Source organism: Kribbella sp. NPDC023855 (assembly GCF_040639475.1).
Lineage (GTDB): Bacteria > Actinomycetota > Actinomycetes > Propionibacteriales > Kribbellaceae > Kribbella.
This window is the reverse complement of record NZ_JBFAAA010000005.1, coordinates 524,946-551,385: the sequence shown is the minus strand read 5'-3', so window position 1 is coordinate 551,385 and position 26,440 is coordinate 524,946. Positions and strand designations below refer to the sequence as shown.

General features: G+C 68.8%; 23 protein-coding genes. 11 read left to right on the top strand and 12 right to left on the bottom strand.

The window, feature by feature from the left end; all coding sequences use genetic code 11:
- Positions 1 to 10 precede the first annotated feature (10 nt).
- From AB0F51_RS21570 to AB0F51_RS21535, 8 genes are all read left to right on the top strand, one after another.
- Positions 11 to 940 (top strand): LysR family transcriptional regulator, encoded by a 930-nt coding sequence (locus AB0F51_RS21570; RefSeq protein WP_360282506.1) that lies wholly within the window; start codon positions 11 to 13, stop codon positions 938 to 940.
- Positions 909 to 2,123 (top strand): helix-turn-helix domain-containing protein, encoded by a 1,215-nt coding sequence (locus tag AB0F51_RS21565; RefSeq protein ID WP_360282504.1) that lies wholly within the window; start codon positions 909 to 911, stop codon positions 2,121 to 2,123. Before AB0F51_RS21570 ends, AB0F51_RS21565 begins: the two co-directional genes overlap by 32 nt.
- A 78-nt stretch (positions 2,124 to 2,201) precedes the next feature.
- Positions 2,202 to 3,392, top strand: coding sequence for an acyltransferase domain-containing protein (locus tag AB0F51_RS21560; RefSeq protein WP_360282502.1), 1,191 nt, complete (start codon positions 2,202 to 2,204; stop codon positions 3,390 to 3,392).
- 1 nt (position 3,393) lies between these two features.
- The gene (locus tag AB0F51_RS21555) at positions 3,394 to 4,392 is read left to right on the top strand and encodes a beta-ketoacyl-ACP synthase III (protein WP_360282500.1); all 999 of its coding nucleotides are present in this window, start codon (positions 3,394 to 3,396) and stop codon (positions 4,390 to 4,392) included.
- Positions 4,393 to 4,478: 86 nt separating this feature from the next.
- Positions 4,479 to 4,727 carry an acyl carrier protein gene (locus AB0F51_RS21550; RefSeq protein WP_270131318.1) on the top strand — a complete coding sequence of 83 codons (249 nt, stop codon included), beginning with the start codon at positions 4,479 to 4,481 and terminating at the stop codon, positions 4,725 to 4,727.
- Positions 4,728 to 4,875: 148 nt separating this feature from the next.
- Positions 4,876 to 6,111 carry a beta-ketoacyl-ACP synthase II gene (locus tag AB0F51_RS21545; protein WP_360282497.1) on the top strand — a complete coding sequence of 412 codons (1,236 nt, stop codon included), beginning with the start codon at positions 4,876 to 4,878 and terminating at the stop codon, positions 6,109 to 6,111.
- 45 nt (positions 6,112 to 6,156) lie between these two features.
- Positions 6,157 to 7,581, top strand: coding sequence for a carboxyl transferase domain-containing protein (locus AB0F51_RS21540; RefSeq protein WP_360282495.1), 1,425 nt, complete (start codon positions 6,157 to 6,159; stop codon positions 7,579 to 7,581).
- Between the two features lie 424 nt (positions 7,582 to 8,005).
- On the top strand, positions 8,006 to 8,392 hold the full coding sequence (locus AB0F51_RS21535; RefSeq protein ID WP_360282493.1) for a hypothetical protein: 387 nt from the start codon (positions 8,006 to 8,008) through the stop codon (positions 8,390 to 8,392).
- Between the two features lie 211 nt (positions 8,393 to 8,603).
- Here AB0F51_RS21535 and AB0F51_RS21530 read toward each other — a convergent pair whose 3' ends face one another.
- The 3 genes from AB0F51_RS21530 to AB0F51_RS21520 form a co-directional block, all read right to left on the bottom strand.
- Positions 8,604 to 9,101 carry a DUF3145 domain-containing protein gene (locus tag AB0F51_RS21530; RefSeq protein WP_132193951.1) on the bottom strand — a complete coding sequence of 166 codons (498 nt, stop codon included), beginning with the start codon at positions 9,099 to 9,101 and terminating at the stop codon, positions 8,604 to 8,606.
- A 166-nt stretch (positions 9,102 to 9,267) separates the two neighbouring features.
- On the bottom strand, positions 9,268 to 10,329 hold the full coding sequence (locus tag AB0F51_RS21525; RefSeq protein ID WP_360282491.1) for a LacI family DNA-binding transcriptional regulator: 1,062 nt from the start codon (positions 10,327 to 10,329) through the stop codon (positions 9,268 to 9,270).
- Between the two features lie 16 nt (positions 10,330 to 10,345).
- Positions 10,346 to 10,576 (bottom strand): hypothetical protein, encoded by a 231-nt coding sequence (locus tag AB0F51_RS21520; protein WP_360282489.1) that lies wholly within the window; start codon positions 10,574 to 10,576, stop codon positions 10,346 to 10,348.
- A gap of 306 nt (positions 10,577 to 10,882) precedes the next feature.
- On the opposite strand from AB0F51_RS21520, the gene AB0F51_RS21515 reads away from it, so the two are divergent.
- Complete coding sequence (locus AB0F51_RS21515; protein WP_360282487.1) at positions 10,883 to 13,087, top strand: glycoside hydrolase family 9 protein; 2,205 nt, start codon at positions 10,883 to 10,885, stop codon at positions 13,085 to 13,087.
- Between the two features lie 34 nt (positions 13,088 to 13,121).
- Here AB0F51_RS21515 and AB0F51_RS21510 read toward each other — a convergent pair whose 3' ends face one another.
- The 3 genes from AB0F51_RS21510 to AB0F51_RS21500 are packed head-to-tail and all read right to left on the bottom strand — an operon-like array spanning position 13,122 to position 16,102.
- On the bottom strand, positions 13,122 to 14,075 hold the full coding sequence (locus tag AB0F51_RS21510; RefSeq protein WP_360282485.1) for a VWA domain-containing protein: 954 nt from the start codon (positions 14,073 to 14,075) through the stop codon (positions 13,122 to 13,124).
- A complete protein-coding gene (locus AB0F51_RS21505; protein ID WP_360282558.1) occupies positions 14,075 to 15,034 on the bottom strand; it encodes a DUF58 domain-containing protein in 960 nt (319 codons plus the stop codon). Before AB0F51_RS21505 ends, AB0F51_RS21510 begins: the two co-directional genes overlap by 1 nt.
- 33 nt (positions 15,035 to 15,067) lie before the next feature.
- On the bottom strand, positions 15,068 to 16,102 hold the full coding sequence (locus AB0F51_RS21500) for a MoxR family ATPase (RefSeq protein WP_360282483.1): 1,035 nt from the start codon (positions 16,100 to 16,102) through the stop codon (positions 15,068 to 15,070).
- Between the two features lie 207 nt (positions 16,103 to 16,309).
- Here AB0F51_RS21500 and AB0F51_RS21495 point away from each other — a divergent pair, with 207 nt between their 5' ends.
- Positions 16,310 to 17,170 (top strand): hypothetical protein, encoded by an 861-nt coding sequence (locus tag AB0F51_RS21495; protein ID WP_360282481.1) that lies wholly within the window; start codon positions 16,310 to 16,312, stop codon positions 17,168 to 17,170.
- Positions 17,171 to 17,248: 78 nt separating this feature from the next.
- Here the strand turns inward: AB0F51_RS21495 and AB0F51_RS21490 are convergent, their stop codons facing one another.
- From AB0F51_RS21490 to AB0F51_RS21470, 5 genes are all read right to left on the bottom strand, one after another.
- Positions 17,249 to 19,528 carry a right-handed parallel beta-helix repeat-containing protein gene (locus tag AB0F51_RS21490; protein WP_360282479.1) on the bottom strand — a complete coding sequence of 760 codons (2,280 nt, stop codon included), beginning with the start codon at positions 19,526 to 19,528 and terminating at the stop codon, positions 17,249 to 17,251.
- 68 nt (positions 19,529 to 19,596) lie between these two features.
- Positions 19,597 to 20,487, bottom strand: coding sequence for an aldo/keto reductase (locus AB0F51_RS21485; RefSeq protein WP_360282477.1), 891 nt, complete (start codon positions 20,485 to 20,487; stop codon positions 19,597 to 19,599).
- 76 nt (positions 20,488 to 20,563) lie between these two features.
- A complete protein-coding gene (locus tag AB0F51_RS21480; RefSeq protein WP_360282475.1) occupies positions 20,564 to 21,667 on the bottom strand; it encodes a lactonase family protein in 1,104 nt (367 codons plus the stop codon).
- A 75-nt stretch (positions 21,668 to 21,742) separates the two neighbouring features.
- Positions 21,743 to 22,654: an oxidoreductase gene (locus AB0F51_RS21475; protein ID WP_360282473.1), complete on the bottom strand. Its 912-nt coding sequence runs from the start codon at positions 22,652 to 22,654 to the stop codon at positions 21,743 to 21,745.
- A gap of 39 nt (positions 22,655 to 22,693) precedes the next feature.
- Positions 22,694 to 24,178 carry a M36 family metallopeptidase gene (locus AB0F51_RS21470; protein ID WP_360282471.1) on the bottom strand — a complete coding sequence of 495 codons (1,485 nt, stop codon included), beginning with the start codon at positions 24,176 to 24,178 and terminating at the stop codon, positions 22,694 to 22,696.
- Positions 24,179 to 24,392: 214 nt separating this feature from the next.
- Here AB0F51_RS21470 and AB0F51_RS21465 point away from each other — a divergent pair, with 214 nt between their 5' ends.
- The gene (locus AB0F51_RS21465) at positions 24,393 to 25,481 is read left to right on the top strand and encodes a winged helix DNA-binding domain-containing protein (RefSeq protein WP_360282469.1); all 1,089 of its coding nucleotides are present in this window, start codon (positions 24,393 to 24,395) and stop codon (positions 25,479 to 25,481) included.
- A gap of 112 nt (positions 25,482 to 25,593) precedes the next feature.
- Here AB0F51_RS21465 and AB0F51_RS21460 read toward each other — a convergent pair whose 3' ends face one another.
- Complete coding sequence (locus tag AB0F51_RS21460; protein ID WP_360282467.1) at positions 25,594 to 26,427, bottom strand: M48 family metalloprotease; 834 nt, start codon at positions 26,425 to 26,427, stop codon at positions 25,594 to 25,596.
- Between the last annotated feature and the right edge of the window lie 13 nt (positions 26,428 to 26,440).

Below are 26,440 nucleotides of genomic sequence, written 5' to 3'. Positions count from 1 at the left end.
AACTGACTCCGTGGATCTCGAGGCTGTTCGGACCTTCGTCGCGGCGGCCACCGCGGGCAAGTTCCAGGACGCCGCCGACGACCTGCGAATCAGCCAGCAGGCAGTCTCCAAACGCATCGCCGCGCTGGAGCGCCACCTCGACACAACCCTCTTCACCCGTACCGCGCGTGGCGCCCAGCTCACCCTCGACGGCCAGACCTTCCTCCCCCACGCCCAAGCGCTTCTCGAAGCCGCGCAGCGTGCCCTGGCCTCAGTCAGACCCGGAAGCCGGCCTCTCCGCGTCGACGTGATCGCCGGCTTCCTCGCCCCGGCCGGTCTGCTGCGCGACTTCCACCGCGCCCACCCCGACGTCGACCTCGACATCGCCACCCTGCCGGACGGGGCAGCGGCCATCGCCGCAGTACGGGAAGGCAAGGTCGACGCGGCTTTCCGGGCACTCCGCGGTCCACTCGGCACCGACCTCATCGCGACCCGCGTCTTCGACGAGCCGCTCCAACTGCTCACCGGACCCGCACACCCACTCGCCGGCGCCGACACCCTCACCCTCGCCGAGCTGGAAGGCCGGGAGATCTGGATGCCCGGCAACCTCGCCGGCACCGAGTGGTCCGCGTACTACGACGAGCTCGCCGCCGCGTTCGGCTTCAGCATCGACACGACCGGCCCCAACTTCGGCCTCGACGTCATGCTCGACGGGCTCGCGGAGGACCCCACCCGCGCCACCTTCGTCGGCGAGCAGACGCGGTTCCGCTGGCCGGAGAGCTACCGGTTGCGGCGGATCGACTTCCGCGATCCGACGCCGGTCTATCCACACTCGCTGATCCGGCGGGCCGACAACCGGCATCCGGCGCTCGCCGCGCTCGGCGACCACTTCGCCGTCCCGGTGGCGACGACGTCTGTATGGTCGGGACGTGGCGACCAAGCGGGCGACCAAGGCGCATGACGCGCGGGCGGAACGGTTGCAGGGAGCAACCGGCGCCCTGGCGACCGCTGCGATGACCGCCATGGACGAGAAACTGCCGTGGTTCGGTCAGCTCTCGGCACAGGACCGCTCCTGGATCGGGCTGGTCGCGCAGTCCGGCATCACCGCGTTCGTCGACTGGTTCCGCGACCCGGAGGCGCACTCGTCGATGCCGACCCGGATGTTCGGCTCGGCGCCGCGGGAGTTCACCCGGGTCATCTCGCTGCACCAGACGGTCGACCTGGTCCGCACCACCATCGAGGTGATCGAGAACAGGATCGGTGACCTGCTCCCACCGGACGACGTACCGATCGTGCGGGAGTCGATGCAGCGCTACGCCCGCGAAGTGGCCTTCGCCGCCGCGACCGTCTACGCCCAGGCCGCCGAGATGCGCGGCGCGTGGGACGCCCGGCTGGAAGCGCTCGTGGTCGATTCGGTGATCCGCGGCGAGGCGGACGAGTCGGTCCGATCCCGCGCCTCGGCCCTCGGCTGGACCGGCACCAGTACGACGGGCGGCACGTCGTCGGAGGTCGCCGTGGTCGTCGGGCGCGCCCTGGAGACCGAGTCCGGCAGCGCGAACGTGGCGGACGCAGTACGGCATGCTGCCCGTGAGGCCGGGGCCGACGCGCTCTGCGCGATGCAGGGCGACCGGCTGGTGGTGGTACTCGGTGGTACGAGTAAACCTGTCGAGATCGTACAAAAGCTGATCGGCTGGTTCGGGCCCGGTCCGATCGTCGTCGGGCCGGTCGTGAAAGACCTGATGTCGGCCGTCACGAGCGCCCGGGCCGCGGTCGCCGGACTCCGCGCGGCCCCCGCCTGGCCGGGCGCTCCGAGGCCGGTCCAGGCCGACGAGCTGCTGCCCGAGAGGTCACTGTCCGGAGACGGTCACGCACGCAGGCAGCTCGCTTCGGACGTCTATGGCCCGCTCACCATGGGCGACGGAGTACTCCTCGACACCGTCGCGGCGTACCTGGACTCGGGTGGTTCGATCGAGGCGACAGCCCGGGCGATGTTCATCCACGCGAATACCGTCCGGTACAGATTGAAGCGTGTGGGGGATCTCACGGGCTACTCGCCGTCGAATCCCCGAGACGCTTTCACGTTACGTGTCGCACTGGCCCTCGGGCGCCTGCTCAACCCGGACCCCGGTGCGTCCGTTTTGTAGGATTCCTACAAAGTCGTACCGGTAGAATTCGTGCCGCTTCGTGCACCGCGAAGGGCCCGGCTCAGGGAGAGTTGTCACGTGCTCGTCATCGTCGCGCCCGGACAGGGCGCCCAGACCCCAGGATTCCTCGAGCCGTGGCTGGCCGACCCCGTCTTCGAGAACCGGCTGAACTGGCTGTCCGCGGTCGCCGGTCTCGACCTCGCCCACTACGGCACCAAGGCCGACGCCGAGACCATCCGCGACACCGCGATCGCGCAGCCGTTGCTGGTCGCGTCGAGCATGTTGTCCGCGCTGGCGCTGTTCCCGCACCCCGGGGACGCGTTCCAGAAGATGGGCGCGCTGGCCGGCCACAGCGTCGGTGAGCTCGCCGCCGCCGTCGGCGCCGGGGTGATCAGCGCCGAGCAGGCGATGGTGCTGGTCCGCGAGCGGGGCAAGGCGATGGCCGCCGCGTCCGCGCTGACCCCGACCTCGATGACCGCCGTGCTCGGCGGAGACCGCGAGGAGATCCTGGCCAAGCTGGCGCAGTACGGGCTGACCGCCGCCAACGACAACGGTCCCGGCCAGATCGTCGCCGCCGGCACCGTCGAGGAGCTGGCCGCCCTGCAGGCCGACCCGCCGGCCAAGACGCGGCTCATCCCGCTGTCGGTCGCGGGCGCCTTCCACACCAAGCACATGGAGCCGGCCGTCCAGACCCTGGCCGGGTACGCCCGCTCCATCACCACCCACGATCCCCGCACCCGGCTGATCTCGAACCGGGACGGCCAGATCGTGCACGACGGCCGCGAGGTGCTGAGCCGGCTCGTGCAGCAGGTCAACGCGCCGGTCCGCTGGGACCTGTGCATGCAGACGATGGCCGACCTGCAGGTCACCGGCATCCTGGAGATGACCCCGGCCGGCACGTTGACCGGGATCGCCCGGCGCGCGCTCAAGGGAGTCGAGACGTTCGCGCTGAAGACGCCGGACCAGCTCGACGACGCCCGCGCCTTCGTGGACAAGCACGGCAGCCCGTCGGAGCTCGACGCGTCGCCGACCTGGCGGCTGCTGGTGGCACCGATGAAGGGCACCTTCACGCGGGACGGGCAGATCGCCCGCGAGGCCGGTGACACGGTCGAGGCCGGCGAGGTGGTGGCGATCGTGAAGAGCCTGCGGGACGAGGTCGAGGTCCGCGCGCCGCACGGCGGCAGCGTGGTCGAGTGGTTGGTGGAAGAGGGCGACCCCGTCGCCCCAGGACAGCCGCTGGTCCGGCTGCACCCGAGTGGAGTGAACTGACATGGGCGGACAGATCGCGGAAACGACCGGCGCCGCGCACGCCGCCGTACTGGGCCTCGGCTCGTACCGGCCGCGCCGGGTCGTGCCGAACTCGGAGATCCTGGAGCACATCGACTCCAGTGACGAGTGGATCCAGACCCGGTCCGGGATCAAGGAGCGCCGCTGGGCCTCCGCGGACGAGACCGTGCTGATGATGTCGACGAACGCCGCCAAGGAGGCGCTGGAAGACTCCGGCATCGACCCGGCCCAGATCGGCTGTGTGGTCGTCGCGACCGTCACGCACCTCTACCAGACGCCCGCGATCGCGACCCAGATCGCCGTCGCGGTCGGTGCGCCGACCGCCGCGGCCTTCGACATCTCGGCGGCCTGCGCCGGCTTCTGCTACGGCATCGCGCTGGCCAACGACCTGGTCCGCGGCGGCAGCGCGAAGTACGTGCTGGTGATCGGGGTGGAGCGGCTCAGCGACATCACCGACCGGACCGACCGCGGGACGGCGTTCATCTTCGCCGACGGCGCCGGCGCGGCCGTGGTCGGGCCGGGCGAGCAGGCGGGTATCGGCCCGGTGGTCTGGGGCTCCGACGGCACCCAGCACCAGGTGATCAGCCAGAAGGAGTCCTGGCAGGAGGCGCACGGCAACTCCCAGTGGCCGCACCTCACGATGGACGGCAACCCGGTGTTCCGGTGGGCCTCGTTCGAGATGGCCAAGACCGCGCAGCAGGCGCTGGACGTGGCCGGGGTCAAGGCCGAGGACCTCGACCTGTTCATCCCGCACCAGGCCAACATGCGGATCACCGACGCGATGCGCCGTACCCTGAAGCTGCCCGAGCACGTCAAGGTGGCCCGCGACATCGAGCGGCAGGGCAACACCTCGGCCGCGTCCGTCCCGCTCGCCATCGCCACGATGCGCGAGAACGGCGAGGCCAAGAGCGGGGATCTCGCCCTCATCCTCGGCTTCGGCGCGGGCCTGACCTTCGCCGCCCAGGTGATCCGCCTCCCATAGTTGTCCGGTTCGGCTCAAGTGGCCGGCCCGGCTAGCACCACCGCAGTACCTACTGCTCACACAGCATTCGAAGGGGAAACACAAAGATGGCCAGCACCGAAGAGATCCGCTCCGACCTCGCCGAGATCGTCAACGAGATCGCCGGCATCCCGGTCGAGGACGTCCAGCTGGACAAGTCCTTCACCGACGACCTCGACGTCGACTCGCTTTCCATGGTCGAGGTGGTCGTGGCCGCCGAGGAGAAGTTCAGCGTCAAGATCCCCGACGACGAGGTCAAGAACCTGAAGACCGTCGGCGACGCCGTCGCGTTCATCGAGCGCGCCCAGAACGGCTGATCGAGTCCCTCGACTCGATCTTTGCTGGCCGTGGTGCTCACCGGATCTCGCGGTCCGGTGAGCCACCGCTCCGGCAGCACCGGCCGGTACGCCGTACCGGACTCCCCTGGCTCAACCACTCGCTGCTACGCCGAAGGATGAGGTAACCATGTCGAAGACCCGAGTCGTGATCACCGGGCTCGGAGCGACGACCCCGGTCGGGGGCGACGTCGCCAGCACCTGGGACGCGTTGCTGGCCGGCAAGTCCGGCGCGAAGCTGCTCACCGCCGACTGGGTCGAGGAGCTGCCGGTCAAGATCGCCGCGCCCGCCGCCGTCGAGCCGACCGAGATCATCGAGCGGGTGAAGGCGCGCCGGCTGGACCGCAACGCGCAGTTCGCCGTCGTCGCCGCCCGGGAGGCCTGGGCCGACTCCGGTCTGGCCGACGTCGAGCTGGACAAGACCCGCCTTGGCGTGGCGATCGCCACCGGCATCGGTGGCCTGCTCACCACCCTGGCCAACTACGACGCGCTGCAGAAGGGCCCGCGCCGGGTCTCGCCGCTGGCGATCCCGATGCTGATGCCGAACTCGGCCGCCGCCAACGTCGGCCTCGAGCTCGGTGCGCTGGCCGGCGTCCAGACCCCGGTCTCCGCCTGCGCGTCGAGCAACGAGGCCATCTCGCTGGCCGCCGACCAGATCCGCCTCGGCCGCGCCGACATCGTGGTGGCCGGTGGCGCCGAGGGTTCGATCGCCGGCCTGCCGCTGGCCGCGTTCGGCCAGATGATGGCGCTGAGCAAGCGCAACGACGACCCCGAGCGCGCCTCGCGTCCGTGGGACGTGGACCGCGACGGCTTCCTGCTCGGTGAGGGCGCCGGCGTCCTGGTGCTGGAGAACTACGACCACGCGGTCGCCCGCGGCGCGAAGATCTACGCCGAGTTCGCCGGCTCCGGGATCACCGCCGACGGTCACGACATCGTGCAGCCGGACCCGACCGGTTCGGGCGCCGAGCGCGCGATGCTGCAGGCGCTGCGCGAGGGCGACCTGGCCACCGGCGACATCGTGCACATCAACGCGCACGCCACCTCGACCCCGGCCGGTGACGTCGCCGAGTCGGTGGCGATCCGCAAGGCGCTCGGCAAGGCCACCGACAACGCCGTGGCGACCGCGCCGAAGTCGATGATCGGTCACCTGCTCGGCGCGGCCGGTGCGGTCGAGTCGATCGCGACCGTGCTCGCCCTGCACCACCGGGTGGTGCCGCCGACCATCAACCTGGACAAGGTGGACGACGGCGTCGAGCTCGACATCGCGACCGAGCCGCGCAAGCTCGGTGACGGGGACATCGCGGCCCTGAACAACTCGTTCGGCTTCGGTGGCCACAACGTCGCCTTGGCCTTCAAATCAATCTGATGCCGTCAGTCCATCTGATGTAGTTCGTCGAGCCGGGAGACCGCTATGACCACCGCCCCTGTGAAGCCGGCCAAGCTGCCGCGCGAAGAGGATCCCCGCAATCCGGTCTCCCGGCTCACCGCCTTGTTCGATCCGGGCACTCTCGAGCTGATCACCCCGGACGACCTGTCCGGCATGCTCGCGGCCCGCGGCCGGATCGCGGGAGCGCCGGTGATCGCGTTCTGCTCCGACGCCACCGTGATGGGCGGTGCGATGGGCGACCAGGGCTGCGAGGTCGTCGTCGAGGCCTACCGGGTGGCGCGGGCCGAGGAGCTGCCGATCATCGGTCTGTGGCACTCCGGTGGCGCGCGGCTGGCCGAGGGCGTGCTGAGCCTGCACGCAGTCGGCAAGATCTTCTTCGAGATGACCCAGGCCTCGGGCAAGATCCCGCAGATCTCGGTCGTGCTCGGGCCGGCCGCCGGCGGCGCGGCGTACGGGCCGGCGTTGACCGACATCGTCGTCCTCGGCCCGGAAGGGCGCATCTTCGTCACCGGTCCGGACGTCGTCCGCTCGGTCACCGGTGAGGACGTCGACATGTTGCGGCTCGGCGGTCCCGAGCCGCACGGCCGGCGGTCCGGGGTCGTGCACATCACCACCGACTCCGAGGCGGCCGCGATCGAGAAGGCCCGCCGCCTCGCGGACCTGTTCGCCAATCCCGGCGAGGTGTCCGGCGACGTGTCCGACACCGACCTGTCGGGTCTGCTGCCGGAGTCGGCCAAGCGCGCGTACGACGTCCACCCGCTGGTCGGTGGGGTGCTCGACGAGGACTCCGGCGTCGAGCTGCACCAACGGTGGGCACCGAACATCGTCACTACTCTCGGCCGGCTCGGTGGCCGGACCGTCGGGGTGATCGCGAACAACCCGCTGCGACTGGGTGGCTGCCTGGACGCGTTGTCGGCGGAGAAGGCCGCGCGGTTCGTGCGGATGTGCGACGCGTTCGGCGTACCGATGGTGGTGCTGGTCGACGTACCGGGCTACTTGCCGGGTGTCGGTCAGGAGTGGGACGGCGTCGTACGGCGGGGCGCCAAGCTGCTGCACGCTTTCGCGGAGTCCGTCGTACCGCGGGTCACGCTGGTGACCCGCAAGACCTACGGTGGCGCCTACATCGCGATGAACGCGCGCTCGCTCGGTGCGACCCGGGTGTTCGCCTGGCCGCGGGCCGAGGTGGCCGTGATGGGTGCGATCGCCGCGATCCGCGTGCTGCATCGCCGCCGGCTGGCCGACGTCGAGCCGGAACTGCGTTCGCAGGTCGAGGCAGAGCTGGCCGCGGAACACGAGAAGATCGCGGGCGGGATCGAGCGCGCCCGCGAGATCGGCGTCGTCGACGAGATCGTCGAGCCCGCGAAGACCCGCTCGGCGCTGGCCGCCGCGATCGCCACCGCCGAGTCCACCGGCCGGATCCGCGGCCGGCACGGGAACATCCCGCTCTAGTACGCCGAGCACGTCTCCTTCGAGGGAACCGTCTGTGCCGTCGCGTGCGCGACGGCCTACCGCTCGGACGGCCAGCGGCTTGCCTATGGCTACAACGCTCGCAGGACCAGGGTCACGGCGTACCCGGGCGACAAGCTGACCTGGGTACCGTCCGCGTGGCAGCAGTGGGGCGCGGCCGGTGACACGAACCTGTTCATCAGCAGCGAACTGGCCACCCATCCGACCAACGGCTACCTCTACGACCTCGAACGCCGGGGCGAGCGGACCAACGGCGTCTGGAAGATGACCAGGAACACCTCCAGCCGGATCGCCTCCGGATTCGCCGGCACCCGGATCCTGGCCAACGGCAGCACCTACCTTTACCGCGTCGCGGGCACCTCGCTCTATCGGTACAAGCTGACCTACACCAAGCACCACACCGGCCGTGTCCGCACCGGTGCGGCTGCGGGCGACCGGCTGGAACGCGGTCAAGACGCTGACCTTCGAGCGCACCGAAGGGACCGGCACCGCGAAGGTCGACGTACTGATCGGCACCAAGACCAGCGGTGAGCTGGTGGAGTGGCGGATCAACGTGGCCAAGCCCACGACGATCAGCTCCACGGTGCTGAAGTCGACAGGCTGGGGCGGGTTCACCAGCCTCAGCAGCGGCTACTGCGGATCGCATCCCAGCGGCCGGTCGCTACTCGGCATCACCGCGGCCGGGGCGGCGGCGGTGTACTTCGACGCCAACCGGACCGACCGGCGCGGCACCGACATCAAGGGCGGGTCGCTCGGATCGCTTGGCTGGACCGCGAAGGGCTACGGCCAGTAGGACAACGGAAAAGGAAAGGGCGCGGACCGTGAGGTCCGCGCCCTTTCACGTGGTGCGGCCGCTGTTTGCGACAACCGGGGGTGTCCCGACACCCGGTGGCCCAGCGGCCACGGCTCCTCCACCCTGGTGGAACGTCTGACTCACAGCATGGTCGAAAAGTTCGAGGAAGTCTTGCGGTTCTTGGCTTTCTTCTGAAGTTCTCAGGTTCAGCTCAGACGACCTGGTGGAGCCAGCGGACCGGCGCGCCGTCACCGGCGTACCGGAACGGTTCGAGCTCGTCGTCCCAGGGACGGCCGAGCAAACGCTCGACCTCCTCGGTCAGATCCGCCTCGCCACTGGCGGCTTTCAGCATCGCGGCCTTCAACCGTTCCTCGGGCACCATGATGTCGCCGTGCACGCCGGTGGTCGCGTGGAAGACGCCGAGCGTGGGCGTGAAGGAGTAGCGCTCCCCCTCGACCCCGTTGCTCGGTTCCTCGGTGACCTCGAAGCGCAGCTTCTGCCAGCCGCGCAACGCGGACGCCAGCTTGGCCGCCGTGCCGGCCTCGGCCTGCCACGACAGCTCCGCCCGGTAGGTTCCCTGCGCCGCGGGCTGCGGTGTCCAGTCGAGTTTCACGGGCACACCAAGGATGCCGCCCGCCGCCCACTCGACATGCGGGCACAACGCTGACGGCACTGTGTGGACGTAAAGAACGCCACGAGTCGTCGCCACCGGGACCTCCTGTGTGCTCGAGGGGCGCCTTCCCCAGCGTTCTCGATCACTTGCCGTCGATCCCGGACAGCGAGGTCCATACTGCACCACCAACGGGTCGGACACCAGCAGCCTCGCCGTGTCAACTACATCACCGTCGTGTCGCGATTCCTCCTCGACGCCGTTCTCACGCCGAGGAGCGGGTCACCAGGCGGGTGGGCAGGATGAGGGGGCTGGGTTGGTCGCCGGCCATGACGGCAAGGAGCATGCGGGCCATCTCGCGCCCTAGGGCGTGGATGGGTTGGTTGACCGTGGTGAGCGGTGGGGTGGTGTGCCGCGCGGCGGGGATGTCATTGAAGCCGACGATGGCGACATCGGCCGGTACTGCGCGGCCGGCTCGGGCCAGCACGCGAAGGGCGCCGACAGCCATCTGGTCGGAGGCGATGAAGACTGCGTCGAGATCGGGGGCGCGTTCGAGTAACCGGGCCATCGCCAGGCTGCCGCCGTCCTCGCTGAACTCGCCGTTGTCCACCAGGCTGTTGTCCAGCCCCGCTACAGCGAGCGCGTCGCGGAAGCCTTGTAGCCGGGCCATCCCGGCTCCCTCGTCCGGGCGACCGGTGATGGTGGCGATCTTGCGACGGCCGGCCGCGACCAAGTGCTCGGTCGCGAGTCGCGCTCCCCCGCGGTTGTCCGCATCCACGTAGTACCGGGGTTCGAAGTTCAGTGGCCGGCCGCCGAAGACGACCGGTACCGAGGCGTTGGCGGCGACCGCTGCCAACGGATCGTCACCATGCAAGGACATCAGCATGACGCCGTCGGCTTGCCTGGTTCGTAGTACTTGCTCCAGTCGTGCCTGGCCGCGTGTCGAGGTGGCGAGCGAGAGCATCAGTTCGAGTTCGGTTTCTTCCAGCACGGAGTTGATGCCGACCACCACCTCGGCGAAGAACGGGTCGGTGAACATCGCCGGATCGTCGCCCGAGATGGCCAGCACCACCGCGCCGGCCTGCTGGGTGGCGAGTGCGCGAGCCGTTGCGTTGGGCACGTATCCGAGATCGTCGACGGCCCGCTGGACCGCCTCGCGTTTGGCCCGGCTCACGTGCGGCGCGTTGTTGATCACCCGCGACGCCGCGGACCGCGATACCCCGGCCCGCTCGGCAACCTCGTCGAGCGTGGGTTGCCGCCTCGGCGTCTCGATCGCCACCTTCGTCTTCTCCTTCGCCTTGCCTGGCGGAAACTGTATATCGGTCACGACCGGCCAGCCGGCCTCACGGACAGCCCGAGAGGGTTGCCCATCGCAGATACGGCGCCCGCTCCACATCCAGCCAACTCCGCCACGCCAACCCCACCGACGTAGGCGCCGTAGCCGGGTCAGCCGGTTGCTGTGGTTGCTTGGGCGCTGCCTGGGTCGGCTCTTGCTGTACTGCGATGCGCCCGGCCTGCGCCTCGCCTTCCGTGCTTTCGTCCGCGTTGAGGGCGATCCCTCTCCCACCCCGCATGACTAGTCCTTCCGATCGCGGCCGAGCAATTGCTGGAAGCGCTCCCAGTACTGCGGGCGCCGAGGCCACGGTGACGCCGCTGAGTCAGCGCCGGCCAGAACCCGATGCTGCTGAGGGGCGGGTTCAGAACTGGGAGCGCTTCCGGTCGACGATAGGGCAGCCGGGCCCGGTTGTGAAGAGCGAAAATCACGCTCAGTTCAGCCCTTGACACGCTCAGAAGTGGTCGGCACCATGCACAGGGACGCCGCTGACTCGTAGGCCAAAGTGAAAGCGCTCCCAGCGCTCTTTCCCACCGGAGGCAGCAGCATGTCCAGATTCCGAAGGCGCTCGGCGACCGGCCTGATCGCCTTCCTCCTCATCCCCGCCTCGGCCGTGATCCCGACGGCCTCCCAGCCCGCCGCAGCGGCCGACGGCCCGCAGTACGAGCGGGTGTTGAACGGGACCTTCGACGATGGCAGCAAGAGCCCGTGGTGGAGCAGCGGCAACACACCGACCACCGTCGACGCCGGACGACTGTGCGCCGAGATTCCAGGCGGCACGGTGAACGTCTGGGACTCGATGATCGGCCAGGACGACGTACCGGTGGAGAGCGGCCAGCCTTACACGCTGCGGTTCGATGCCTCGGCGAGCCGGCCGAGCAGCTTCCGGGCGGTCGTGCAGACCGCGTCCACACCCCGGGCGACGGTGATCAACCAGGGCATCGAGGTCACCACCACCCCGCAGACCTTCGTCTTCACCGAGACCTCACCGACCACCTCCGAGCACACCCAGGTCACCTTCCAGGCCGGCGGCGGCGCGGAGCCGTACACGCTCTGCCTCGACAACATCTCGTTCATCGGCGGAGTCGTGCCACCTGGTGGTGTACGGGACTTCGGGTCGCCGGTGCGGGTGAACCAGCTCGGCTACCTGCCGAGCGGACCCAAGCGCGCCACCTACGTCACCGACGAGACCACGCCACAGCCGTGGCGACTGCTCGCCGCAAACGGCAGCGTCGCGACCAGCGGCCGCACCAGCCCCTTCGGCGCGGATGCAATGTCCGGCACCAAGGTCCAGCTGATCGACTTCGGGACGTACCGCGGCACCGGCGACGGCTACCGTCTCGCGGTCGGTGACCAGCTCAGCGAACCATTTGCCATCGGCAACCACATCTACCGCTCGCTGCGACAGGACGCGCTCGCGTACTTCTACCACAACCGCAGCGGCATCCCAATCGAACCCGCGTACGCCGGTCCGGAGCGCGCCCGCGCCGCCGGCCATCTCGGTGTCGCGCCGAACCAGGGCGACACCTCGGTCCCCTGCTTCCCCGGGACGTGCACGTACAGCCTCGACGTACGGGGTGGCTGGTACGACGCCGGCGACCACGGCAAGTACGTCGTCAACGGAGCCTTGGCCGCGTGGCAACTCCTCGACCTCTACGAGCAGTCCGGCGACCAGGCGTTGCGGATTCCTGAAGCAGGCAACGAGATTCCCGATGTTCTGGACGAAGCGAAGTGGGAGCTCGACTTCCTGCTGCGCATGCAGTCGCCGTCCGGCATGGTCCATCACAAGATCCACGACGAGAAGTGGACCGGTCTGCCGCTCAAGCCTGCCGACGACCCGCAGCCGCGCTACCTCTATCCCCCGTCGACTGCCGCCACTCTGAACGTCGCGGCCGTTGGGGCCCGCTGTGCCCGGGTCTACGCGCGCTGGGACAAGGCGCTGGCCGCTCGATGCCTCACGGCAGCGGACAAGGCCTGGAAGGCAGCACTCGCGAACCCAGCGGTCTACGCGCCCCCGGGCGGCGAAGGCGGCGGTGCGTACGAGGATGCCAAGGTGACCGACGAGTTCTCCTGGGCAGCCGCCGAGCTCTTCGCGACGACCGGCAAGCAGTCCTACAAGAAGGCGATCACCACCCAACTGAAGGCGGCTGACGGCTTCTCCTGGCAGGAAACCGGCGGTTTGGCCGACCTCGCCCTTGCCCGCATCGCGTGGCGGTTGCCGTTGCTCGAGCGCTGGCGGCTGACGCAAAGGATCAGCAAGGTCGCCGACCAGTACGTCGCCGATCTGCGCTCGCAGGGGTATGCCAACCCCTATCTCCCGGCGGACGGCAAGTACGTCTGGGGATCGAACAGCGCCGTCGCCAACAACTCGATGATCATGGCAACGGCCTACAACCTGACCCACAACGGCAAGTACCGCGGCGCGGCGCTGGAGTCACTCGACTACCTGCTCGGCCGGAACGCCATCAACCAGTCCTACGTGACCGGGTACGGCGAACGGGACAGTCACAACCAGCATCACCGCTTCTGGGCGAACGCCCTGGACCCGGCGCTGCCGACGCCGGCGCCCGGATCGCTGGCGGGTGGACCGAACTCCGGCCTGCAGGACCCCGTTGCCCAACGCAAGCTCCAGGGCTGCGCACCGGCCACCTGCTACGTCGACGACATCGGCTCCTACTCCACCAACGAAGTCGCGGTGAACTGGAACTCCGCCCTGGCCTGGTTGACCGCCTTCGCCGACACCAAGCGCTGATCATTCCGTAACAGGCCCGCCAGCGGTGGGCCTGTTACGGAAAGCGGGAGGCCAAAGCGATACAGGCGCCGGCCGTCGCGAGGGTCAGCAGCATGGCGATCCCGGCGAAGCGCGAGGTGACTTCCTTGTCGACCTGGTCGTAGCCGACGGAGGAACCGATGTCCTTGTAGACGTCTTCGAGCTCGCCGGCGGACTCGGCCGTGTAGGCCTCTCCGTCGGTGATCTCGGCGACGCTGCGCAGCTCGGCGCGGTCCGGGGGAACGCGCTGACGGATGCCGTCCATCTCGATGAAGCCCGAGTCGGTACCGAAGGTGATCGTGTAGACGGGCGTGTTCTTCGCCTTCGCCGCCTGCGCGCCCTCCTGCGCGGTCCGGCCGACCGTGCGCTTGCCGTCCGACAGCAGCACGATCCGCGCCGGGGCCGGGTCGTTCGGGTGGTCGGGGTCCGGCGGGACCTGGGTCAGCGCCTGCAGGGAGGTGAAGATGCCCTCGCCGGTCGCGGTGGACTCGGCCAGCTCGAGCCCGTCGATCGACCGCTGCACGGTGGCCCGGTCGGTGGTCGGCGGCACGATGATGGACGCCGTACCGGCGAAGTTCACCAGCGCCACGTTGAACTTGGCCGGCAGCTGGCTGACGAAGTTCTTCGCCGACTTCTTCGCCGCCTCCAGCCGGTTCGGGTCGACATCGGTGGCCATCATCGACAGCGAGACGTCGATCGCGACCACGATGGTGGCCCGCTCCCGCGGCACCTTCACCTCGTCCTTGGGCTGGGCGAACGCGACAATGCACGAGCCCGTGGCCAACAGCGCCAGCACGACGGCCAGGTGCCGGCGCCACTGCGGGCGGCGCGGCGCGACCCGATCGAGCAGCGCGATGTTGGTGAACCGCAGCGCGTACTGCGCGCGCCGGTGCTGCAGGACGAGGTAGGCGCCCACGACGACCGGGATGATCAGCAGGAACCACAGTCTGGCCGGAGACAGGAACTCCATCAGCGAGCCACTCCCTTCGGCGGTTGGTGCAGGCGGGGTGCCATCCGCCGGTAGGCGAGGACGAACCGCACGGTGTCGGCGACCCAGTCGCGGTCGGTCCGCAGGACCAGATGTCCGGCTCCTACCCTACGCAGGGCGGTTCTGGTTCGTTCCCGCTGCGCCAGCGCGGCCGCGGTGTACTGCTCGCGGATCCTGCGCTTGCGGGTGTCGATCTCCCGGATCGCTCCGGTCTCCGGGTCGCCGATCATGACGACGCCGATGTTGGGCAGCTCCAGCTCGCGCGGGTCGATGATCTCGACCGCGAGCACCTGGTGCTGAGCGGTCAGCTTGCGCATCGCGCGCTCCCAGGACGGCTCCATCCGGCTGTCGATCTCGCCGTCCTCGGGGGTCAGGAAGTCGGACACGATCACTCGCAGACCACGCTTGCGCTGGGTCCTGGCCATCGAGTCCAGCGCGCCGGCCAGGTCGCTGCGGGCCTGGTGCTCACCGTGGTCGGTCTCGGCCAGCAGCGCCCGGAGCAGGCCGTAGAGCGCCAGCCGCCCGGACCTGGCCGGCCAGCGGCGCAGCGACGAGTCACGGAGCATCAGGCCGCCGAAGCGGTCGCCGAGCCGGTGGGTCAGGAAGCCGACGGTCGCGACCGCCGCGACGGCCAGCTCGCGCTTCTCGAGCTGGGAGGTGCCGAAGTCCATCGACGCGGACAGGTCGACCAGCGCCCACGTCTCCAGCTCGCGGTCCGCGATGAGGTCGCGGACGTGCGGGACCGTAGTACGGGCTGTTACTGCCCAGTCCATCCGGCGGACGTCGTCACCGACCTGGTACTCGCGGGCCTCGGCGAGCTCGGTGCCCGGGCCGGGCAGCAGGCCGAGGTGCTCCCCGTGCAGCATGCCCTCCAACCGGCGGACGACCGTGAGCTCCAGCCGTCGCAGGGCACGCTCGGGAGCGAGTTGCGAGATCGTCATCGCAACCCGCGGATCTGGTCGGTTCGCCATAGGTCAGACGAATTCCGGTCGGCCACTGCCGTCGGTGCCGTCGCGCCAGACGGGCTGCGGCGGCGGGACGGTGGCCAGGATCCGCTCGACCACGGCGCGCGGGTCGATGTTGTCGGCGACCGCGTCGAAGGTCAGCCCGAGCCGGTGGCCCATCACGTCGAGGGCGACCGTCTGGACGTCGCTGGGCAGCAGGTAGTCGCGGCCGTGGATCAGCGCCAGCGCGCGGCCGGCCGCGACCAGGCCGAGGGTGGCCCGCGGGCTGACCCCGAGCTCGATGATCGGCTCGAGGTCGGGCAGGTGGAAGTCGGACGGGGTCCGGGTCGCCATCACCAGACGGACCGCGTACTCCGCGACCAGGTTGTGCACGAAAACCTGCTCGGCCGAGCGCTGCAGCTCCATGATCGTCTCGGGCTTCAGCACCTGGCGCGGCTGCGGCGGGTCCACGCTCATCCGGCGGAGGATCTCGAACTCCTCGTGGCCGCGCGGATGCGGTACGTCGATCTTGACCAGGAACCGGTCCCGCTGCGCCTCGGGCAACGGGTAGACACCCTCGGACTCGATCGGGTTCTGGGTGGCGATCACGATGAACGGCTTGGGCATCGGGAAGGTCTGGCCGCCGATCGACACCTGCCGCTCGGCCATCAGCTCCAGCATCGCCGACTGCACCTTGGCCGGGGCCCGGTTCACCTCGTCGGCCAGCACGAAGTTGACGAAGGTCGGCCCGAGCTCGATGTCGAACGCCTCGCGGGTCTGCCGGTAGATCCGGGTGCCGACGATGTCGGAGGGCACCAGGTCGGGGGTGAACTGGATCCGGGCGAACGAGCCACCGACCACCGAGGCGAAGGTCCGCACGGCCAGCGTCTTGGCGACGCCGGGCACACCTTCGAGCAGGCAGTGTCCCTTGGCCAGCAGCGACACCATCAGCGTCTCGACCATGTGCTCCTGGCCGACGATCACCCGCTTGACCTCGCTGATCGCCTCGCTGACCAAATGGGACTGCTGGGCCACTGACCCTGCCGGCACAGTGGTTTCGGTCATGCCTGTCCTTCCGGGGTCCCACACGGGACCTTGTTCTGCGCTCGGGAACTGCCGCCATTCCATCAGATCGCCGGGTCCGGACACGAGCGCGCCCCGCCCGGCTCCCCTCCTATCCTCCCCACCCGCCCAAATCCGAACACACCGGTACGCCGTACTTGGGCTGGCCTGGGCGACACTGCTACCAGGGATGTGGTGGGATTGGTACTGATGACCGCGACCGACTCCCACACCGAAACGGCGGCGCCGTCGGAGCCCAAGGCTCCGGCCGAGGCGCCCGCGCGGGTGCTGCCGGACGCGTTGCCGCTGCTGCCGGAGGACCCGCCGCGGGTCGGCGACTTCTGGCTGCGCGCCCGGCTCGGCGCGAACGCGGCCGGCTACCTGTACTCGGCCAGTGACGAGACCGGCCGCGACGCCGTGGTCGCGCTGATGACCGAGGGCGCGGCCGACGACGCGGCGGCCCGGGACCGGTTCGTGACCGCGGTCGACGAGTTGCCGCCCGGAGTCGTGCTCGCCCACAACGACGCGGACGACGACGATCTGGCGCTCTGGGTCGCGCTCGGGCCGATCCGGACCGATGACGGATCGAGCGCCGCCGCCGACGAGCGAGAGATCGCCGAGCGGCGGGGCGAGGACGTGCTGTCGGCAGTCCTGATGGACCGGATCCCGCCGATGGGCGGCCGCGTCCGCGGGCCGGATTTCCGGCACTACTGGGAGCACCGCCGTCGCCCGGGCCTGTTCCGGATCTGGCCGTTGCCGTGGCCGTCGGCGCTGCGGCCGGCTTCCTGGTTCGCGATCACGATGTCGCTGATCACGATGGCGATCATCATGGTGCTCGCGATCCTGATCGCCTGGCTGCTGTTCCGCAACGCCCCCGAGGTGGAACCGGAACCGGTCATCCCGTCACCGAGCGACACCGTCACGGTCACCGTCACCCCGACGACCCCGCCGCCGAACTCCGAGAGCCCGGGTACTACTCCGACGTCACCGAGCGTCAGTCCCAGCCCGACCAGCGGCGGCACCCCAGGCACCGGCAGCCCAGGCACCCCGGACCCCGGCGACCGCTTCTGATCACCGGGCCGGCGCCAGGGATCCCGGGCACCGCCCACCTGGCCGGCCGGCCCTCCGAAAAGGACCGGCCGGTGACCGTTACAGGGAGTTTCTGATCGCGGTGGCCTTCGCTACCAGCTGGGTCGCGGCGGCGGCCGGGATCTTCTTGCCGGACTGCGACTTCACCTCGAGGATGAACGCGTTCAGCAGCACCTTCGCGGCCGGCTTCTGGTTCGCCTTGATCGCGACCCGGGCCAGTTCGAGCTTGAGCACCAGCGACTTCTCGAGCGGCTTGTACAGGTGCAGGGCCTTGACCTCGGCGATCAGGTCCTTCAGCGCCTGGTCCGGATCGGCCGGCGCGACCGTCTCGACGAACTCGACCGACCCGGCGTCACAGTTCGCGCCGAGCGGCCGGGCCTGCAACCGCTGGTCGTCCTCGATCGTGCAGTTCGCCACCGGCACCCGGCCGCCGAGCGGACTGGTTGCTGCCGGCAACCGCCCGGACGGGTAGCCGTTCGACAACGGGCCGAGCTGCGGATCGGCGGCCGTCACCAGGTCCGAGGCGATCGAGCCGCAGGTGGCGTCCCGTAGTACGGAGAAACCACCCGAGACGCTGTTGAACGCGCCGCCCACGCCCGCGCACGCAGTACCGGTGATCGGCAGGACCAGGGCGCTGCGATTGATGTGGACCGTGGCCGCCGGGACCGCAGCGACGTGTGCACCGGTGGTCGCTGTGTCATCGGCCATCGTCACGTGGGACAGCGTGACGTGGGTGGCGGTGGTGATGTTGAGGCCACCACCGATCGCAGCGGTGTTGCCGTTGATGGTTGAGTTCAGGAAGCTGGCCCCGAACCCGGAGATCCGTGCGCCACCACCGGTACCAGTGGCCGGTACGACGGAGTTGGCGTTGATCGTCGACTTGTCGAAAATGATCGACTCGGCGGCCAGGTCCAGCCCGGCGCCGTTCGCGGCCTTGTTGTCGTGGATCTTGGCACCGTCGAAGTCGGCTTGGTAGGCGAAGCCAACCTTGACGCCGCCGCCGTTACCGGTCGCGGTGTTGCCGGCGATGATCGGCTGGAAGCCGCTGACCGCGCCCGGGCTGTTGCTGTAGATCCCGCCGCCGTCGGTCCCGGCGGTGTTGTTCAGGATCTCGGTCGAGTCCACCGACACCGAGGTGGGCGGGCCAGGCGTGGTGTAAGCGAGACCGCCACCGCGCTGGGCGGCAGTGTTGCCGATCAGGCTGCCCTTGTAGAAGCTGAGGTTGCCGACCCCGACCGCGACGCCACCGCCGTCACCGGCCGAGATGTTGTTGTCGATCGGCGTCCGGTCGAGGTACGTCGACGCGGTGTTCCCGCCGTCCTCGACCAGCACCGGCGTGACCGACAGGCCGCCACCCGCGACGGTGCTCTTGTTGCCGGTGATGCCCGACAGCATGATGTTGATCCCCGACGCCGGCGTACCGCTGCGTTCCGACATCGAGAAGGAGATGCCGCCGAGCGCGTCGGCCGCGGTGAGCCCGTTGTTGGCAACGCCGCTCGAGTACATCGCCAGCAGGCCGCAGTTCACGCAGCGGATGCCGACCCGGCCGTTGTTCTGGATCTGGCTGAAGTTGATCGCGGTCTTGTTGGCCGGGAAACCCTGGCCGGTGTTGCTGATCCCGGCGCGGGTGTTGTTCGAGATGGTCGAGTTGTCGATCTGCAGCGGGTAGCCGTCGACCAGCGAGATGCCCGAGCCGGTGTTGTCCGAGATCGTCGTGCCGTCCAGCTTCGCCGAACAGTTGTCACAGCTGACGATGCTGCCGGTGTTGTGGTGCAGGTTGCTGCCGTTCAGCGTCAGCCGGTACGGCGTGGTGCCGTGGTCGAAGCTGGACCAGACGACCGAGCCGCCCGGCGACAGGACGTTGCGGATCTCGACGTTTGCCAGCAGCAACTCGCTGTCCGAGCGAACGGCGGCGCCCTCCAGCGCGGTCGCCGCGGTGTTCGGACCACCGTCGATGATCAGGTCCTGCAGCTCCAGCCGGCCGGCGTGGTCGGTGCTGTCGATGATGCCGACCGCGTCGCAGCTCTGCTCGATCGTCGAACCGTTGCCTTGGACAACGAGTTCGTGGCCCTCGGCATGGGTCAGCGGACCGGTGCAGCTGGTCAGCGAGTAGGTCTGCGCGGCGCCGAGCGCGATGACGTCGTCGACGCCGTTCGAGCCGGCGGTCGCGAACGCTTCCCGCAACGAGGTCTGTCCATCACCTCCGTCGACCGTGTCGGCCGTCGTGGTGACGGTGATGGTGGCGGCCGAGGCGGCCGGCGCGACGACCGCGACCAGGCCGGAGCCGAGTAGTCCGGCCAGCGCGGCGGCGCGCAGGCAGGACCCAGTGATTCTGGACATTGACATCCCCCCACAGGAATCGAAGGCACCAGAATCGCCCAGTCCCGCGGTGGCTGACAAGAGGGCGGCTAGGCGAGAAGTCTCAGGAGCTCCTCGTCACGCCACAGCTCGGCTGGAACCGATTGCCGGACCAGTACCGCGTCGGCCCGGATCTCGGCCCGGCTGGCCGCGCCGATCAGGACGGACGCGACCGCGGAATGCCTGCCAGGGAAGGCCAACGCGGCCTGCGGCAGCGATACGCCGTACCGTTCGCAGACGGCCGCGAGTCGCCGGGCCAGGATCATGCCGGGGTCAGTCGTTTGTTTGGATCGGTCGGTCCACAGCACCTGCTTGGTCAGTACTCCGGACGCGATCGCGCGCACTCCCCTGGCCTGGCACCGATCGAGCAGTGGGGTCGCGGACCGGTCGAGCAGCGAGTACTGGCCGGCGAGCAGCACCGCATCGAGTTCGGTGTCACGAACCATCCGATCGAGGAGTCGCCAGTCAGCAGCGGCCGCGCCGATCGCGGCCACCCCCCGCTCCTCGCGCAACTCATGGAGAACCGGGTAGGCCTCCTCGATGGCCTGCTGCCAGTGCGCTCCCGGGTCGTGCAGCATGACCAGATCCACTTGCAGGCCGAGCCGTTTGCGACTCTCGGCCAGCGACCTGCGAATGCCGTCGGCGGAGAAGTCTGGGCTGCCGTCCACCGATCGGCCGACCTTCGTGGACAGCAGGAACTCCTCCCGCGGCCAGCGCGCGAGCGCAGTACCGAAGCGTTGTTCGGACCGTCCGGCGCCGTAACTGGGCGCCGTGTCGAAGTACCGGATCCCGGCCTGGTACGCCGCGTCGATGGTGGCCGTCGCGATCGCGTCGCCGTCCGGGTCCGGCAGGTCGCCGATCGGAGAACCGCCGAGCCCGAACCGGGGCAGCCGGAACCTGAGCGCGGTCAACGGACTGAGAACGTGGCTGGGAGCGGTCATCGCAGTGGTCCTCCCTGTCGGCACCACTACCAAGCATGGGTGCTTTGCGACCGCCTCGCACCTCGAAACGTCCAGGTCAGCCCGGGAGGGCGCAGACCGGAATCGGGGTGGTGAACGAGCTTTTCGGCGTCAGGCCGCCCGTTTTGGGGTCCACCTGGAACGTCGCGACGTTGTTCGACCTCTGGTTGGAGACGAAGATGAGTCGCCCGGTGGGGTCCAGCGTCACATGCCGAGGCCAGTTGCCGCCGCAGGACGGCGTACCGATCAGACGCAGGGACGCGCCGCCTTCGTCGACGGCGAAGATCGCGATGCTGTTGTGCCCGCGATTGGTGAGGTAGACGAAGCGGCCGTCCGGCGACGCGATCACCTCGGCGGGATAGTTCGCCGGCGAACCGGCCGGGACCGTGCTCTGGGTCGCGCCCGGCGTGACCTTGCCGGTCGTTGCGTCGTACCGGCAGACGGTGATCGTGCTGTCCAGTTCACCGGCGACGTAGGCGTAGCGGCCGTTCGGGTGGAACGCGAGGTGGCGCGGACCGGAGCCGGTCTTCAGCTTCGCCTGGCTCCGCAAGGCGAGCTTGCCGTTGGCAATCGTGTACGTGTAGACCGAATCGGTGCCCAGGTCAACGGCCAGCACGTAGTTGCCGGTGGCATCCTGCAGGACCTGGTGGGCGTGCGGCGCTGCTCCGGCGTGCTTGACGAGATCGGTTCGTTGCCCAAGGCTCCCGTCCTGGTTGACCGGATGGACCGAGAGGTCACCGGAGCTGTAGTTGGCGCTGACCAGATACTTGCTATTGGCAACCAAGGCGAGGTGACAGGGCGCGGCTCCACCGTTGGGTTGACGATTGAGGACCCGCAGCTTGCCCGGTGAGTCCACCGCGATCGCGGTGACGCCGCCCGACGACTGCTCGTTGACGGCGTACAGGTTGCGGCCCGAAGGCGACATGATCAGGAACGACGGGTCTTGCACTCCGGTCAGTACGCCGGTCGAGGTGAGCTCGCCGGTCGCCGCGTCGTACGACGCGATCCCGATGCCGGTGCCGCCGCCCGACGGGGAGGTGTAGGTGCCGAGATAGAGGGTCGAGCCCGCTCGGCAGGACGCAGTTGCCGGCCTGGCTCCAACCGTGGCGCTGCCGAGGGCGACTGCGGTGAGTCCGAGGAAACGGCGGCGGCTCGTACCCATGACACATCCTCCGAGCTTCAGGTGATCATCCGACCACACAGAGTGGCCTACCTGAACTGGGTGTGGCAAGGGCTTTCAGAACGCGTCGACTCCGGTTGCCTCGGCCGACCAGGTCCACAGGCGCTTGGCGAGTTCCGGGTCCTGGGCTGCTTTGCTCGGCTGGACCAGCTTGGGCCTTCCGCGGTACTCGAAGAACGACGGGCCGACGTACGAGCCGGGGCGGACGTCGGGCAGCGTCGCGGCGTACAGGCTCGGCCAGGCGCCGGCGGCTGCGGACTGGGCGACGATCTTGGTGCCGAAGCCCATGACGCGCGCCTCGAGGCTGACACCGCCCATTTGCGGGCCTGACGTCTGCAAGTGGGTGCGCGCGAAACCGGGATGCGCGCCGACGCTCAGCAGCGGCGTACCGGCTGCCCGGGCGCGGCGGTCCAGCTCGAGCATGAAGAGCAGGTTGGCGAGCTTGGACTTGCCGTAGGCGTCCCACTTCGCGTAGCCGTTCTCGGCGCGGAAGTCGCTCTGGTCGATGCGCCGGACGGTCTTGTGCATGAAGGAGGAGACGGTCACCACCCGCGGGCTGCTCGCGTTGAGGAGCAGCGGTAGCAGCCGGGCGGTGAGCGCGAAGTGACCGAGGTGATTAGTGCCGACCTGCAGCTCGAACCCGTCAACGGTCTGCCGGTACGGCGTCGCCATCACGCCGGCGTTGTTGATCAGGACGTCGAGGCGATCGGGTTTGTACTGCTCGGCGGCGGCCTTCACGCTGGTCAGATCGGCGAGGTCGAGTTCGAGGATCTCTGGCCGGCGACCGGTAGCGGCGGCGAGGCCGGCCGCGGCCTGCGCGGACTTCTCCGGGTTGCGCGCCGCGATCGTCACCTCGGCACCGTGCCGGAGGAGTTCGAGCGCGGTCTCGTAGCCGAGCCCACTGGTCGCGCCGGTGACGAGGACGGCGCGGCCGGTCAGGTCAGGGATGTCCTTGGTGCTCCAGCTCATGCGCCCACAGTAGTAGTGGGCGCATGAGCCGGCGGGTTGCTAGAGGATCTTGCGCGCCTTGAAGGCGGCAGTGACCTGCTCGGCGGCCGCCTTGCCGTAGAGCAGGCGGGCCGACTGCACGGTGACCCGTGCGGCGTCGGCGAACGAGGTGTCCGGCGCGTAGAAGAACGTGCCCTGCAGGATCACCTTGGCGGCCTTGTTCCGGCCGAGCGCCTTGTGGATGTCCCAGAGCGCGTTCGACCAGATCTCACCGTCGTCGTGCACCTCGCCGACGATGTCGTCGGTGGTCTTGCCGGTGTCGGTCCGCCGCAGGCAGTGCTTCGGGCCCGCGGTGTACGAGGTGGCGTCCCAGTCCATCACGCACGGCAGGTCGTAGCCCTTGCTGACCGGGATGGACTGCTGGACGGCCCAGTAGTCACCGAAGCCCTCGCCGATCGAGCCGGCTTCCAGCGACTCGCCGAAGCCCGGAACGATGTCGTCCTGGATCGCGTGACCGTACTCGTGCCAGATCACCTCGGCGTCCTCGGCGTCGTCGACACCACCCTCGCCCATCGTGATCATGTCGATCGACGGGTCGTAGAACGAGTTGTCGCCGGCGAAGGTGTTGATCGAGAAGTCCTGCGACTCGTTGTTCACGTCGGTGAAGCCGAGCGAGTGGATGTACTCCTGGGTCTGGTTGACCTGGTAGTACGCCATCACCTGCTCGAACTTGTTGCTCGCCCGCTGGAAGACGAAGCTGTTGTTCGCGTTGTAGGCGAGGCCACCCTTGGCTTCCTTGATGTTGACGTACGGGCCGTTCAGGTAGCCCGAACCGTCCAGGTTGCGCAGGATGACGTTCTTCTGCGCCAGGAACAACTCGTTGGAGTTCTTGTCGTTGTTGTCCAGCAGGTCCTCGTTCTTCAGCGTCACGACCGGGTTGGGGTCGAACACCGCGCCGCGGCCGTCGGCGTGGTCGCTGATCACCTCGGACTTGACCAGCTTGCCGTCCTTGGCATCGACAAGCGAGCGAGTGACGCCCTCGGTCGAGCGCGAGGTGACGTTCCAGACCAGCCGCGCGTCCGGCCCGCCGACGACGGCGAGCTGGGCTGTTCCCTGGGTCGCGGTCGGCGTCGGGACGACACCCTTCCCGCCGGTACTGCGACTCCTGGCGGCGCGGTTCGCCACCGCGGCGTTCGCCGACTTGGTGGCGGTTGCCGACGGCACCTTCGCACTCACGTCCAGGTTCGCCGGTACGGCGTCGCGGCCGTCGGAGACCTGGACGACCTTGCCCGACTTGTCGACGTGCTTCGCGTAGTACCCGTTGAGCACCGGCAGGCCCTTGAAGGTCTGCTGGTACCAGTAGTGCTTGCCGAGCAGTGAGGTCTTGGTCTTGATCAACTTCAGGTTGCCCGGCACCGCGGTGGCGGCCGAAGCGTCCGTCGGCGCTGCCCCCGCGGCGCTGGTGAACGACAACCCGAGTGCCAGCACCGCACCGGCGGCGGTGACAGCGGCGATCGCCTTCCGGCGACGCACGTGTTTGGTCATACTTTCCCTCCCAGGTGAACGACCGTGGTGGTACGACTACGATCCGTGGCGACCCTAGTTCGCCCGGCACCACCCTGGGAAGCAAAACTTTCCGTGACCACGGCTCGGCAAGGGAAATCATCTGGTCCTCGCTGGGTCTCAGCTCCGTCGAAGCGGACAGGAACTGGCCTCTTCCCCTCGTAGGGTTTTTCCCGAACCCAGGAGAGGATCAGCCATGACGAAGTTGAGTCTGCAAGCCCAGAACCGCGCCACGCTGGAGCGCCAGTGGCTGCTCGAACGCCGGTCCGCGACCGCCCTCGAAGCGATCGAGCACTTGGTCGGCATGCAGGCCCAGGTCCCCCTCGCGCCGTACGTCGGCCTGTGGACGCGGCTCGTCGACTTCGATCCCGCGGAACTGGCCGGCCTCCTGGAGAACCGGCAGGCCGTCCGCGGTTCCTTGATGCGGGCAACGATCCACCTGATGTCCAGCCGCGACTTCCTCGCCGTACGGGGAATGATCCAGCCCCGGCTCGAACGCGAGGTCTACTCCAACACGACGTACGGCGGCAAGCGCCTCCACGGCCTCGACATGGACGCCGTACTCCAAGCCGGCATCGACCGCTTCACCACCTCACCGGCCACCGCGGTGCAACTCCGCGAACACCTCGGCCCGATGTGGCCCGACCGCGACGCCCCATCCCTGGCCCACGCGGTCCGCTGCCTGCTCCCCACCGTTCAGATCCCACCCCGAGGCATCTGGGGCAAGGGCGGCAACCCCACCATGACCACCGCCGACCTCTGGCTGGGCTCCCCCATCAACCCCAAACCAGACATCGACCAACTGGTACTCCGCTACCTGGCGGCGTACGGCCCCGCCACCGTCGCCGACGCCCAATCCTGGTCCGGCCTGACCCGCCTGTCCGAAGTCTTCGACCGCCTGGACCTGCGCACCTACACAGACGCCGACACCGGCAACACCCTCTACGACCTCCCCACCATCACCCTCCCCGACGAGGACACCCCAGCCCCCGTCCGCTTCCTCCCCGAATTCGACAACCTCCTCCTCTCCCACGCCAACCGCTCCCGCTTCTACCCCACTCCCACCCCACCAGCCCCCCTAAGCCAAGGCACCATCCTCCACAACGGCCACCTAACCGCCCTCTGGAAACGCCCCACCCCCACCAAATCCACCGCAACCCTAGAAATCCACCCCCTAATCCCCATCTCCCGCACCACCCGCAACGCTCTCGAAGCCGAGGCCCAGAACCTCCTCAACTTCACCTCGCCGACGGCCACCAACACCGACATCCGCTTCCTCGCCTAACACGACCCCCATGCGGCAAGCCTGTGGCGAGCACGCACCGGCGGGACGCAACTTCGTTGCATCGACATCGTTCGCGCCGGCAAGTCCTCGCGGAGACCAGCGCTCGGTACGGTCAGAGACTCTGTGGTGACTCGAGAACGTGAATCCGGTCGACCACTGCGGGTCGGCTCGACATGAACTCAGCACGGCGACTTCCAAGCTGCCCGAGCGTCTTCTGATGCTGCATCTGCCAGCCATGCAATACCTGCACCAATGACGGACCATAGCCAAGCTGTGCAGCCTTGCGGTCCGCTTGTTTGACTTGCCGACGACTGAGCCACGCGAGTATCGGCGGCGCGATGAGGGGTGTCAGGAACAGGAACGGCCAGAGATAGCCGTTGCCGAAGATCAGTACCGCGGCCAAGATTCCCGCATAAGCCAGAGCGAGAAAGGCGATGACTGCGCATCCCAGGGCAGGAATCTTTCGCATCAACCGTCCGAGCGCGCGGACCCCTATCAGCGTGACCCGCGCAGGGATCGAGTACCAGAAACTCAGAAGGCTCAACCGGGCGCGGCCACCCAGGTGATGACTTAGTTCATGGGCCAGAACTGCTTCCAGGTGCTGTCCGGGGACCGTGTAGAGCGCCCAGCGGGTCACTGCAATCGTATGCCCAGGGGTCGGGGTCGCGTTCGCATCATCTGACTCCTGGATCCAGATGGTGTATCGGTCGGGATTGACTCCAGCCGCCCGCGCCACCTGATGCCACGCCGGTCCGAGCCTCTGCTGCTCGATCAGCGTCGGCAGTCGAAGTCGAAGCACGTGTCGAGCGATCACCTCCTCCGTCGGACTGAGGAGAGTGACTGCACCCGAGATGACCCAAACGGCCACAATGATCCAGCCGATGGTGAACCCGAAGAACCCTCCGAGCCAGGCAACGACACACAGGCTCCAGAAGAACCATGGCACGGCTACCGCAAGT

Excerpts from the sequence above, each read along its gene's own strand:
- AB0F51_RS21495 (WP_360282481.1), top strand. The coding sequence starts at position 16,310 with ATGACCGCGACCGACTCCCACACCGAAACGGCGGCGCCGTCGGAGCCC.
- AB0F51_RS21465 (WP_360282469.1), top strand. The coding sequence starts at position 24,393 with ATGACGAAGTTGAGTCTGCAAGCCCAGAACCGCGCCACGCTGGAGCGC.
- AB0F51_RS21490 (WP_360282479.1), bottom strand. The coding sequence starts at position 19,528 with ATGTCCAGAATCACTGGGTCCTGCCTGCGCGCCGCCGCGCTGGCCGGA.
- AB0F51_RS21505 (WP_360282558.1), bottom strand. The coding sequence starts at position 15,034 with ATGACGATCTCGCAACTCGCTCCCGAGCGTGCCCTGCGACGGCTGGAG.
- AB0F51_RS21480 (WP_360282475.1), bottom strand. The coding sequence starts at position 21,667 with ATGGGTACGAGCCGCCGCCGTTTCCTCGGACTCACCGCAGTCGCCCTC.
- AB0F51_RS21520 (WP_360282489.1), bottom strand. The coding sequence starts at position 10,576 with ATGCGGGGTGGGAGAGGGATCGCCCTCAACGCGGACGAAAGCACGGAA.
- AB0F51_RS21555 (WP_360282500.1), top strand. The coding sequence starts at position 3,394 with ATGGGCGGACAGATCGCGGAAACGACCGGCGCCGCGCACGCCGCCGTA.
- AB0F51_RS21475 (WP_360282473.1), bottom strand. The coding sequence starts at position 22,654 with ATGAGCTGGAGCACCAAGGACATCCCTGACCTGACCGGCCGCGCCGTC.
- AB0F51_RS21540 (WP_360282495.1), top strand. The coding sequence starts at position 6,157 with ATGACCACCGCCCCTGTGAAGCCGGCCAAGCTGCCGCGCGAAGAGGAT.
- AB0F51_RS21485 (WP_360282477.1), bottom strand. The coding sequence starts at position 20,487 with ATGACCGCTCCCAGCCACGTTCTCAGTCCGTTGACCGCGCTCAGGTTC.
- AB0F51_RS21470 (WP_360282471.1), bottom strand. The coding sequence starts at position 24,178 with ATGACCAAACACGTGCGTCGCCGGAAGGCGATCGCCGCTGTCACCGCC.
- AB0F51_RS21550 (WP_270131318.1), top strand. The coding sequence starts at position 4,479 with ATGGCCAGCACCGAAGAGATCCGCTCCGACCTCGCCGAGATCGTCAAC.
- AB0F51_RS21500 (WP_360282483.1), bottom strand. The coding sequence starts at position 16,102 with ATGACCGAAACCACTGTGCCGGCAGGGTCAGTGGCCCAGCAGTCCCAT.
- AB0F51_RS21545 (WP_360282497.1), top strand. The coding sequence starts at position 4,876 with ATGTCGAAGACCCGAGTCGTGATCACCGGGCTCGGAGCGACGACCCCG.
- AB0F51_RS21510 (WP_360282485.1), bottom strand. The coding sequence starts at position 14,075 with ATGGAGTTCCTGTCTCCGGCCAGACTGTGGTTCCTGCTGATCATCCCG.
- AB0F51_RS21515 (WP_360282487.1), top strand. The coding sequence starts at position 10,883 with ATGTCCAGATTCCGAAGGCGCTCGGCGACCGGCCTGATCGCCTTCCTC.